At 40.2% G+C, this 11,745-nt stretch carries 11 protein-coding genes; 7 read left to right on the top strand and 4 right to left on the bottom strand.

Translation table 11 applies throughout. The features are described from left to right. The first annotated feature begins 4 nt into the window (after positions 1-4). Together GQR55_RS00660 and GQR55_RS00655 are read left to right on the top strand one after the other, a co-directional pair. Positions 5-1,117 carry a GNAT family N-acetyltransferase/peptidase C39 family protein gene (locus GQR55_RS00660; RefSeq protein ID WP_166419072.1) on the top strand — a complete coding sequence of 371 codons (1,113 nt, stop codon included), beginning with the start codon at positions 5-7 and terminating at the stop codon, positions 1,115-1,117. An 8-nt stretch (positions 1,118-1,125) separates the two neighbouring features. After that, positions 1,126-1,638 carry an MgtC/SapB family protein gene (locus GQR55_RS00655; protein ID WP_002960746.1) on the top strand — a complete coding sequence of 171 codons (513 nt, stop codon included), beginning with the start codon at positions 1,126-1,128 and terminating at the stop codon, positions 1,636-1,638. A 62-nt stretch (positions 1,639-1,700) separates the two neighbouring features. Here GQR55_RS00655 and GQR55_RS00650 read toward each other — a convergent pair whose 3' ends face one another. Then, on the bottom strand, positions 1,701-2,711 hold the full coding sequence (locus GQR55_RS00650; RefSeq protein ID WP_166419071.1) for a helix-turn-helix domain-containing protein: 1,011 nt from the start codon (positions 2,709-2,711) through the stop codon (positions 1,701-1,703). A gap of 126 nt (positions 2,712-2,837) precedes the next feature. Here GQR55_RS00650 and GQR55_RS00645 point away from each other — a divergent pair, with 126 nt between their 5' ends. Further along, the gene (locus GQR55_RS00645; protein ID WP_166419070.1) at positions 2,838-4,745 is read left to right on the top strand and encodes a beta-ketoacyl synthase; all 1,908 of its coding nucleotides are present in this window, start codon (positions 2,838-2,840) and stop codon (positions 4,743-4,745) included. Positions 4,746-4,931: 186 nt separating this feature from the next. Further along, complete coding sequence (locus tag GQR55_RS00640) at positions 4,932-5,957, top strand: energy transducer TonB (RefSeq protein WP_166419069.1); 1,026 nt, start codon at positions 4,932-4,934, stop codon at positions 5,955-5,957. A 107-nt stretch (positions 5,958-6,064) separates the two neighbouring features. Here the strand turns inward: GQR55_RS00640 and GQR55_RS00635 are convergent, their stop codons facing one another. Then, the gene (locus GQR55_RS00635; RefSeq protein WP_024590122.1) at positions 6,065-6,481 is read right to left on the bottom strand and encodes an MgtC/SapB family protein; all 417 of its coding nucleotides are present in this window, start codon (positions 6,479-6,481) and stop codon (positions 6,065-6,067) included. Between the two features lie 213 nt (positions 6,482-6,694). On the opposite strand from GQR55_RS00635, the gene GQR55_RS00630 reads away from it, so the two are divergent. Continuing rightward, positions 6,695-8,209, top strand: coding sequence for a BCCT family transporter (locus GQR55_RS00630; protein WP_346774245.1), 1,515 nt, complete (start codon positions 6,695-6,697; stop codon positions 8,207-8,209). 76 nt (positions 8,210-8,285) lie between these two features. Continuing rightward, the gene (locus GQR55_RS00625) at positions 8,286-8,666 is read left to right on the top strand and encodes a hypothetical protein (protein WP_166419068.1); all 381 of its coding nucleotides are present in this window, start codon (positions 8,286-8,288) and stop codon (positions 8,664-8,666) included. Here GQR55_RS00625 and fghA read toward each other — a convergent pair. Continuing rightward, a complete protein-coding gene (fghA, locus tag GQR55_RS00620; protein ID WP_166419067.1) occupies positions 8,620-9,462 on the bottom strand; it encodes an S-formylglutathione hydrolase in 843 nt (280 codons plus the stop codon). The genes GQR55_RS00625 and fghA overlap by 47 nt on opposite strands. 81 nt (positions 9,463-9,543) lie before the next feature. Further along, complete coding sequence (locus GQR55_RS00615) at positions 9,544-10,665, bottom strand: S-(hydroxymethyl)glutathione dehydrogenase/class III alcohol dehydrogenase (protein ID WP_166419066.1); 1,122 nt, start codon at positions 10,663-10,665, stop codon at positions 9,544-9,546. A 129-nt stretch (positions 10,666-10,794) separates the two neighbouring features. Between GQR55_RS00615 and GQR55_RS00610 the strand changes: the two genes are divergently transcribed. After that, positions 10,795-11,667, top strand: a complete 873-nt coding sequence (locus tag GQR55_RS00610; protein ID WP_197238219.1) for a LysR family transcriptional regulator — start codon at positions 10,795-10,797, stop codon at positions 11,665-11,667. The last annotated feature ends 78 nt before the right edge of the window (positions 11,668-11,745 follow it).

Genomic DNA, 11,745 nt, shown 5'->3' with positions numbered 1-11,745 from the left:
TAACATGAGCAACCTTGTTATTCGAAAGGCGCTTAGCAGTGATTTAACTGCACTGATTGACGTTGAAAACGCTTGCTTTAATAACGATAAATTAAGCCCGCGTAGTTTAAAGCGCTGGCTTAGTGCAAAACATGGTATTTTGCTCGTTGCAGAAAATGGCGAGAAAATATGCGGCTATGGGTTAGTGTGGTGCCATAAAGGCACGCGTTTAGCGCGTTTATATTCGCTTGCTGTAAAACCCACAATGCAAGGTAAGGGGATTGCAAAAGCACTGCTTACTAACCTTGAAAAAGAAACGTGTGAGCGGGCTCGTATTTATCTTCGCTTAGAAGTGGCTGTAAATAACGACAGTGCGATAGGGCTTTATAAAAGCTTAGGCTACAGAGTGTTTGGTCAATACAGCGATTATTACGACGACCACAGTGACGCACTACGAATGCAAAAAAACATTCGACAAACGAGTGAGACAAACGTAGCACGTTTAACGCCGTGGTATCAGCAAACTACCGAGTTTACGTGCGGACCTGCTGCGCTATTAATGGCAATGGGTGCACTTGAGCCAACTACAGAGCTTACTCAATCACATGAGTTAGCACTTTGGCGTGAAGGTACCACTATTTTTATGACATCGGGTCATGGTGGTTGCCATCCGTTTGGTTTGGCACTTGCCGCTAATAAGCGGGGTTTTAAAAGCGAGGTAATGGTTAATACCACAGAGCCTTTGTTTTTAGATGGCGTACGTAACGAGAACAAAAAAGTGGTGTTAGCTACCGTGCACCAGCAATTTGTAGATGGTATAGCGCAAGCAAATATACCGGTTACGTATAAAGATGTAGAGCTTGAACATATTGAGCAGTGGTTAAGTAAAGGCTTTAGTGTGCTGTTATTAATTAGTACATACAGCTTTGATGGTAAAAAATCGCCACATTGGGTGTGTGTTACGCACCTTGATGAGCATTGCGTGTATGTTCATGATCCGTTTTGCGAAACTGATAACGACAAGCAACTCGCAATAGATTGCCAATATGTGCCTATTGCACGAAGTGATTTTAGTAAAATGTCAGCGTTTGGTAGCCAACGTTTAAGAACGGCGGTGGCTATAGCTAATAAAATATAAGGTTAACCGTGACTTTTTTAGATTTAATTGATGTAGCCCCGTATTCGTGGGCGGCTATTGGTACTGCGGCTTTTTGCGGTGCCATTATTGGAATAGAGCGCCAATTGCGTGGTAAACCTGTAGGCATTCGTACATCAGCCCTAATAACGCTGGGTACGTATTTGTTTTTATCCACTGCGTTTAATTTACAAGGGGATGTAATAGATCATTCTCGTGTAGTGGGGCAAATAATTACAGGCATTGGCTTTTTAGGGGCAGGCGTTATGCTTGCAAAAGATGGTGCGGTGGTTGGTGTAACCTCAGCCGCGACTATTTGGGTGCTTGCATCAATAGGCGTTATGATAGCGACCGAAAACCTTGGCGCTGCAATAAAACTTTCGGTGCTGGTGGTCGGTATTTTATATGGTGTAGACGTACTCGAAGCTAAATTTAAAAGCTTAAGTAAAGGCGTACACACTAAAGTAAAAAACTATCAAAAGCGCTATTATCGAAAGGAATTTAACGAGTCAGAACGCCACTAAAAGTGGCGTTTTTTAGTGCCATTTAAATAATTACATTTTGAACAAGTGCTATTAAATTACGACTAACCAAATAACTTTCGTCTAACTACTTTTCTGTAACCACTGGGTGTTTGGCTTAATACCTTTTTAAACACACGCGTTAAATGCCCTTGGTCGTTATATCCCACTTCTAAAGCTACTTCTTGAATTGATAGATTTGATGACGCTAGTAACTCCTTTGCACCTTCTACGCGTAATTGTTGCCAATACTCAATAGGGCTTTGATTGGTTGCGGCTCTAAAACGGCGGGTAAAAGTACGGTAGCTCAAGCTAAATTGGGCAGCGACTTCTTGCAGGTTTAACTCGGTGGCTAAATTTGTTTTTAGCCAAAACTGAATTTGCGCAATTAGCTCGTCGGGGTGGCGGTCAACTGCGCCCTCGCGGTAGCGTTGATCTTCGTAGGGTTTACGTATTTCGTGCGAAAAGTTTCGCTCTACATGTTGAGCGGCGGCTTTTCCATAGTACTGACTAATAATATGTACGATCACATCTGCAAGGGCATTAAGGCTTGCTACGGTATACATGCGTTCTGACTGAGTTATAAAAAAGTCGGGTTTTAAACGCACTAACGGGTAGTCGTGGCTAAATTGATTGGCGTAGTGCCAATGGGTGGTAGCAGGGCGCCCATCAAGTAAGCCAGCCTCAGCTAATAAGCAGTTGCCAGTGCCTACACCAATTATATGGCTGCCTGCGCTAAAGCTCTCGTTTAGCCAGTCAACTACGTCTTGATTTGTACGCACTACTGGGCGCGGATTGCGCCAAATACCAGGCACTATAATTAAATCACTATAGGGCGCATTAGTTGTTATGCAATCAGGAATTATCGCAAGGCCAGCGCGAGTAGCTATAGATTCTGCATTTTTAGCCACTAAATTTATAGCAAGCGGTCTAAAACTTTGCTTATCAATATGGCCTTTAGCGAAGGCCTCGCCGGCTCTTAACATCTCAATTGGCAGCGTTAAACTAGTCACTAATAAATGCGGATAAACCGCTATAGCAATGTTTAGTGGTGGATTAGTGTGTTTATCAGTCATATAAATGCTCCGACCAGTGTCTTTTGGCCTTTTGTGCTGAATATTTGGCTATTAAAGCACAATGTATAGTGCATAATCCATTTAAACTGCCTGTTCTTCTTATAACACGTTTTTTAAAGGTAAATTATGACTGCATTACCCGTTATAGTAGGCATGGGTGGTATTAACGCCGCTGGCCGTACTTCTTTTCATCAAGGTTATCGCCGTATCGTGTTAGATAGTTTAAACGCTGAAGATCGCAGTGAAACATTTTTAGGCCTCGCCACACTGATGAATCTAGTAAGCGTTGTAAACGGCCAATTACAAGATACACAAGGTAATAATGTTGAGCAAAGCGACATAGAAGCACGTTTTGGTGAGCAAATTATTGCTGGTACACTTATTCGTAAAATTGAAAAAGAACACTTTGATGCAGATGCCACACCGTGGCAGCAAAAAATGACACTAAGCGCATCAAGCGAAAACGCTATTGTGTTTGAAACGCGTGCTCGCGACTTACCAACGCCGGTTCCGGCTAGTTGGCAGGTTGAAGAACTTGAAGGCAAAAAAGTTAAAGTTACTATTGCTTCCGAAATAGATGTAAAACACAACTCAACGCGTGATAACCCAATTAAATCTGCAGGGCAATTTCCAACTGGTTTTGATCCGTCTGTTATGTATAACAGCCGCTATCAGCCACGTGGCCTGCAAGCGACAATTTTTGCAGCTACCGATGCGATTAAATCAACAGGGCTTGATTGGCAACACATTATGAATAGCGTAGAGCCAGATAAAATTGGTACCTATTCAGCATCGGTAATTGGCCAAATGGACGACAAAGGCCTTGGCGGTTTAGTAAAGGCACGCCAACAGGGCGACCGTGTTAGTACTAAACAGTTGGCACTGGGTTTAAATACCATGTCGACTGATTTTATTAACGCGTATGTTACTGGCAATGTGGGGACTACATTTTCGACCTCAGGAGCCTGTGCTACGTTTTTGTATAACTTACGTGCAGCGGTTAACGATATACAGGCAGGGCGTACGCGTGTTGCAGTTGTAGCAAGTGTTGAGTGTGCTATTACACCAGAAGTGATTGAAGGCTTTGGTAACATGAGCGCACTTGCCAATGTTGAAGGTTTGCGCCGTTTAGATAACTTATCACATGATGAAGAACCTGATTACCGTAAAAGCAGCCGTCCGTTTGGGGATAACTGTGGCTTTACATTAGGTGAAGGTGCACAAGTTGCGATTTTGATGGATGATGCCTTAGCTCTTGAGTTAGGCGCTGACATTATGGGCTCTGTACCTGATGTATTTGTTAATGCAGATGGCATAAAAAAATCAATTACATCACCCGGGCCTGGTAACTATATTACCATGGCTAAATCGGCTGCTTTGGCAACGAGCCTTTTAGGTAAAGAAGCTTTACAAGAACGTAGCTTTATTTTAGCGCATGGCTCAAGTACACCGCTAAACCGCGTAACAGAATCGCTGATATACCACAAAGTAGCACAAACATTTGCTATTGATAATTGGAAAGTGACAGCGCCAAAAGCTTATGTTGGACATACTATAGCCCCAGCAAGTGGCGACCAATTAGCGATAGCTCTAGGTGTATTTAGTCACAATATTATGCCGGGTATTACCACAATTGATAAAGTGGCTGACGATGTTTATACCGACCACCTTGATATTCGTAATAGCCATTACGAATGCGGTGAAATGGATATAGCTTTTATAAATTCAAAAGGCTTTGGCGGTAACAATGCAACCGCTGTTGCGCTTTCGCCAAAAGTGACAATGCAAATGCTCGCTAAGCGCCATGGCAATGACGTTATGACTCGTTACGCGCAGAAAAATGTAGCAATTAAAGCTGCGCAGAAAACGTATAAAACGCAAGCCGATTTAGGCCAGTACGAGCTTATTTACCGCTTTGGCGACGGACTCATTGACGACAACGACATTGTAATTGACGAGCAAAGCATTCAGTTGCCAGGCTTTGAAAAAGCAATTACGTTTAGTACAACAAATTCCTATCAAGATATGTTTTAAGCACTCATACTTGTTAGCAAGGCGCTTTTTAAGCGCCTTTTTTAATGTCTAAAATATATAAAACGATGAGCTTGTTATTGTTTAGCTAAAATAAAGCTCATAAAATAAGCAGTTTTATGTTTGAACTTGCTTTTATGTTGATCATTTGTTTCTATTATATAAACACTGTCTAGGATGGATAAACCGATGAAAAAACTCATATTAGCGCTTTCTTTAACGTCTGCTTTTACTCAATACTCTGTTTTTGCTGATGACTTTGTTCCTGCAGAAGTAATTAATAAAAACTACGATCAGCTCACTAATACCTCTTCACGTGCCTCAAGACTAGAGGGAATTAACTTAAGCAGTTATGTGGTTGATAAAAATGGACAGGTTAGCGATATAGAAATTGTAGCTACGGTTGGGCAAAAAAAATACCAAAGAGAAGTAATGGATTACGTGTCCAAGCTCAATTATAAAAGTGCAAAATTAAATGGTGAGACTATACCTGTAGCAAAAACGATTACTGTGAGCTCGCAAAATTTACATACAGTTTTTTCAAATGATAAGGCATCGCGTGGTTTTTTTAATGATTACGAGCAAGCAAGTAAACTCATAGATGACAAACAATTCGATGAAGCTAAAACCCTTATCGATGAATTAGAAAACGAACATACAAAAAATACGGTTGAGATTGTTTTGCTTGCGTGGCTTAAAAGCCAGCACAGTTATTTTGTACAAGATTGGAAGAGCTTTGATCAGCACATCAATGAAGCGTTTTTATTTAGAGGTAACCTACCAGATCAAATTCAAAAGCGTGTGATAAAAAATGCATTACAATGGTTTATATCAAAACAAGATTTTTTACGTGCCTATGACGCAATAGATGCGTTAGGCAATATTGAATCCATCACTTTTACACAGCAAAATAAGGAACAGTTATTAGCTCAAGTTAATGACATTTATAAAAGTTCTGGCGATATAAAACAACAATTTAGTTTAGCTTCAGAACAAGCTGTAATGCCTATGATGTCGAAGTCTGAGGTTAAATTAGAATCAGAATTACCACTGAGCAAAGTGCAACTTAGATGCGAAAACAAAGTCGTTGACTATGACATTAATACAATTGATAAAATTGTTATTTCGAAAAATGATTTGCGTTGTGGATTATTAATAAAAAGCGCTCAAGCACAAACAATTACACTTAAGCAAAGCGGTGAAAGCTTTTTATAAAAATTGTAACTCCCCACATATAAATTATGGGGAGTTATTGCATTAATAAGTCTTGGCTATACAAACAATGCATTGGAATTTTGCTGCAATACTTATTAAAAAAACTGTTACTTAAACTTTTTTACATACCTAAGCGTTATAAAGTTAATAATGGCAAGTAAAATGGCTATTTCGTAGCGGCTGTACGCTACGGCTATACCAATTAAACCCATATTCCAAATACTTGCTGCGGTTGCTGTGCCGGAGGTTGATTTATTATTTTTCAAAATTGCGCCACCGCCAATAAAACCAATACCAGTAATGATGCCTTGCAACATTTTTGATTGAGCTTCTGCGCCATCTAAAACCGACATAGCAATTAATGCATACCCACACGATGCAACAGCAACAAGAGGAAAGGTACGAAGGCCTGCGCCATCATTACTACGCTCTCTGTCGTATGCCATGGGTAGTGCAAGTAGGTATGCAATACCTAAGTGTATTAAGTTATCAATGATTTCATTCCACTGTAAATCAATTTCCATTATTGAGCCTGTGCTGGTTAACTTTGTTAATAATAAGCAAACAGCAAGCCATGGAATAAATGACTAGTAATCAATGGTTTATTGTTAATACCTATATTTAACAAGAATTATTGAGGAAACTTTTACATGTTTTTATTACTATTTTACGCAATAGTTAATTTGATCTGAGTTTTAAAGCCCCGTATTCTTTTATCCAGACTAAAAGACACCTATGTGAATCTCTTGCCTTTAAATCAAACATTAAGCACACCCACTAAGCTTGAAAAAACAGCCTTACTATTTTGCGTTGGGTTATCTGTTATTGCTTTTTTATTTCCTGAATTACTCACAGAGCACTTACAACCCGCTATTAATAAAATTTTAGGTTATTTAGGGTCGCCATTTTTTATATTGGTAAACTTGTTACTTTTTTCTGTGATAGCTATTGCTATAAGCCCATTAGGGCAACGAAAAATAGGAGGAGCGCAAGCACTTGTTGAGTTTAGTACCTTTGGTTGGCTTTCTATGTTGTTTGCAGCAGGAATGGGCTCAGGACTTATATTTTGGGGAGTAGCAGAGCCTGCACTACACACGGTTAACTCGCCTTTAAAGCAAAGCTTGTATCCTAACAATCAAACAAGTGGTTTGGCACTTACACTAGTTAATTGGGGCGCGCATGCATGGGCGCTCTATGCAGTATTTGGCTTGGTATTAGGTGGGCTTACTCGCAATAGTGGTACAGCGGGCGATATTAGCGCTCCTGTGATCAGTGCAACTAAAAGCGTTATTAATCGGGCTTGGCAGTTACAGCTGAGCTTTAACATTAAATTAATTGCCATACTTGCAATATTTTTTGGTGTCGTGGGCACAATTGCTAATTCAACTTTATTACTGCGTAAAGGGCTCGAGCTTGAGCTAGGGGTTGAATCGGCTTTATGTTCGGGGCTTATTATAATTTGTTTAATTGCGCTGCTTTATACTATTTCTGCAAAGTTGGGGCTTAAAAAAGGAATTCAAACTCTTAGTAAATTTAATGTGTTTTTAGCATTTGCACTTATAGTATGGCTATTAATTTTTGTGCCTATAAAGCCAATTATAGACATAGCAATAGGCGGTACATGGGATTATATTCAGCTCATAACCACAGGTACATGGCAGTTTGAAAGTGTACTTAATGACCCCGCATGGGCAACAGGTTGGACATACAATTACTATTTTTGGTGGTTAGCTTGGGGTCCGTTTGTTGGTGTGTTTTTAGCTAAAATAAGCCAAGGGCGCCCAGTTTGGCAATATATTGTTGGTGTTGTATTTGTACCAACCCTTGTGACCATTATTTGGTTTAGTGTGTTTTCGGGCTCTGCGATTGCGTGGGATCAAACGCATAATGCAGGTATTTTAGCGGCTATTAAAGCCGATTATACACAAGGGCTATTTGTATTTTTTGAGCAGCTAGGGTGGCAAGGTGGTTTATTAATTTGGTCAAGCTTATTACTGTTACTTATTTTTGTAGCAACTTCAGCAGACTCTGCTGTTTTGGTAATTCGCCAATTAAGTGGTGCAAGTGAAGATCAAACATGGAGCTTATATGCTTGGTCGTTTGCGTTAGGTTTATGTGCGTTTGTTTTGTTAGTGCAAAATAACGAACCGTTAAACAGAAGTGTTGCGATTATTGGCGCTTTGCCATTTTTAGTTATTTTTATTTTTCAGCTGGTGGGTTTTACAAAAGAGTTTATAAATGAGTTTAAGTAATCATGCTTACATATTTTTACAATGCTACTTTTAAAGTTGTATATAATATAGGTAATGTTTTTGAACAGGATGAATCATGAAAACGCTAACTTTATTTTTATGTGTTATTTACCTAAGTGGCTGCACAGTTGCCGGCGCTATTATTGACGGCCAAGCACAGTCAAATGCGCGTGATAATAAATATAATAATAGTCTTGCTCGTTCAGAGCCTTATAAAAACCCACTAGATCCAGTACCTACAGATAAAAACGGATTTAACTTTACTGATATGGGATTAAAAATAGATTCGGCTCTTGTTAGCCTAGTGAAGGGGGAAAGCACTACAACGCAAGTATGTAGGCAGGTCACTAAAAGTCTAAAAGAGTGTGTAGAGGTAGAAAAGTCATCTCTACACACTAACGAATCTCACACTAAGCAGTTAAAAACTGATGATGAAATAATAAGTGTTGGTCAATAAAACTACTTATAAAAAAGTAACTATGATCGTAACCTTCTTGCATCTCTAGTGTTAGCGGGTAGCTCTTTTCGTTAGCAACAGCCACTAAGTTTTGTGGTTTAAGTTGCTCCTCTAAAAACCCATCAGCATCGCCTTGAGTAGTCAGCATCGGTAAGTAATCAGTTTGTTTGGCTTTTTTCATAAGCTCGCACGTGTCGTACTGTGCCCAAAGCGATTTATCACTGCCCAAATATCCCGTAAATGCTTTTTCGCCCCACGGACAGTTTATTGGGTTAACGATAGGGCTAAACGCAGATGCACTAACGTATGCTTTAGGATTTTTAAGCGCGACCATTAATGCACCGTGCCCGCCCATTGAATGTCCACTAATTGCCTTTGTGCTTGTGACGGGAAAGTGTTGTTCAATAAGAGCCGGTAACTCACTAACAACATAATCGTACATATTAAAATGGGTGTTGTAAGGAGCTTGCGTTGCATTCACGTAAAAGCCAGCACCTTGTGCAAAATCGTAGCTGTCTTCATTGGGGACGTTTTCGCCGCGCGGGCTAGTGTCAGGCGCTACAATAGCAATACCCAGCTCAGCTGCTTTTTTAAATGCACCGGCTTTTTGCATAAAATTTTCGTCTGTACAGGTTAAACCTGATAACCAATAAAGCACCGGTACTTTGTTTGCCTCACTTGCACCAGGCGGTAAAAATACGGCAAAGCGCATAGTGCAATGTGTACTTGTTGCAGCGTGAGTATATTGTTTATGCCAACCGCCAGACACTTTTACACTTGAGATATTTTCTAACATACTTAATCCTTAAAAGCCGTAAACTTAAAAGCCGTCTACTTAAAAGTATTACGGCTTATTATTAAACGTGCTTAGCAGTTATTAGTAATGAATGACTGTACGAATACTTTTACCTTCGTGCATTAAATCAAATGCTTCGTTAATATCTTCAAGGCCCATTGTATGGGTAATAAAGTCGTTAAGAGCAAATTCGCCAGCCATATAACGTTCTACTATTTCAGGTAGTTGTGAGCGACCTTTAACGCCACCAAATGCACTACCACGCCATACACGCCCAGTTACCAGTTGGAACGGACGGGTTGATATTTCTTGGCCAGCACCGGCTACACCAATAATTACCGACTCACCCCAACCTTTATGACAACACTCAAGCGCAGAGCGCATTACATCAACATTACCAATACATTCAAACGAGTAGTCAACGCCACCGTCAGTCATTTCAACAATAACTTCTTGAATTGGCCTATCAAAATCTTTTGGATTAATTAAATCAGTTGCACCAAGTTTTGTCGCTAAATCGAATTTAGTGGTGTTTATATCAACACCAATAATACGTCCAGCGCCTGCCATTTTTGCGCCAATAATGGCAGATAAACCAATGCCGCCTAAGCCAAATATAGCCACGGTGTCGCCAGCTTTTACTTTTGCTGTGTTTGTTACTGCACCCATGCCTGTTGTAACACCACAACCTAGTAAACAAATCTCTTCTAAAGAGGCTTCTTTGTTTACTTTAGCAAGTGAGATTTCTGGAAGTACTGTGTACTCAGAGAACGTTGATGTCCCCATGTAGTGATAAATTGGCTGACCGTCTTTAAAAAAGCGTGTTGTGCCATCTGGCATAAGGCCTTTACCTTGAGTTTCGCGCACGGCTGAACATAGGTTAGTTTTACCTGAAGTACACATTTTACACACGCCACATTCAGCAGTGTATAGAGGAATAACATGATCCCCAACTTCAACACTGGTTACGCCTTCGCCAATTGCGTATACAACGCCTGCGCCTTCATGGCCTAAAATAGCAGGGAATATGCCCTCAGGATCTTGACCCGATAATGTAAATGCATCGGTATGACATACACCAGTAGCGGTAATTTTTACCATTACTTCGCCTTTTTTAGGCATCATCACATCAACTTCTTCAACGCTAAGTGGTTGATTAGGACCCCAAGCAATAGCTGCTTTTGATTTAATAAATTCTGACATGTGTTTATCCTTTGTAGTGGTTAGATAATAATTGTAGACCCAATTTGCTTGGGTAATGTAGCTATTGTATTTGTTTCTCAAACAATGATAATCTCTGATTTATTAAAACACTTTTACAGTATGGTAATAATGGCGCGTTGGGATGGGATAGATGAGTTTATAGCGGTAGGTGAAGAGGGCAGTTTTACCGCAGCGGCTAAAACGCTTGGGCTGTCGGTTGCGCATATTAGCCGACATGTAACAGCGCTTGAGCAACGTTTAAATACTCAACTTTTAACCCGTACAACTCGTAAAGTCGTTTTGACTAAAGAGGGTGAAGCGTATTTACATCAAATAAAGCACTTACAGTATGCAATGGATGAAGCAACGCAAGGTCTTGCCACGCACCAAACTACACCAAAAGGTAAAATTAAACTCACGGCTCCGGTTATGTACGGGGAAACGTTCATAATGCCTTTAGTGAATAACTTTATGTATGACCATCCTGAGGTAGAAGTTGTTGCCACATTAAGCAACGAGCAAGAAAACTTGCTAGAAGGCGGCTTTGATTTAGCAATAAGGTTAGGGCATTTAAAAGATTCAAGCTTAAAAGCACGCAGGTTAAGTGCAAGGCGCTTTATTATGTGTGCTGCGCCTGAATATTTAAGGCGTTTTGGCGAGCCACATACTTTAGGTGAATTAAATAATCATCAATGTTTGGTTGGTAATAGTAGTTATTGGCGCGTAAACGAAAATGGGCGCGATAAACACATTAAAATTGCGGGCCGTTTGCAGTGTAACAGCGGTTGGGCACTGGTAGATGGCGCAAAAAAGGGGCTCGGTATTGTACAGTTACCCGACTACTACATTGGCAACGAAATTTCCTCTGGAGAATTAGTCCCTATTCTAACTGCTTATCAACCACAGCAAGAGGGTGTATGGGGCGTGTATCCACCAAGGCAGTTTGTGGCCACTAATGTACGCGTATTACTCGATTATTTAGTCGCAGGACTTAAAGCTTAACCGCGAGTTAATGGTTAAATACATATTGCTTTAAATATAGCCAAGTATCAGATTTTTAAATTATTTCTTACATTTTAC

The organism is Pseudoalteromonas sp. Z1A8 (assembly GCF_011378855.1).
Classification (GTDB): Bacteria; Pseudomonadota; Gammaproteobacteria; order Enterobacterales; family Alteromonadaceae; genus Pseudoalteromonas.
The sequence above is the reverse complement of the archived record's forward strand: the minus strand, read 5'-3'. Positions and strand labels throughout refer to the sequence as shown.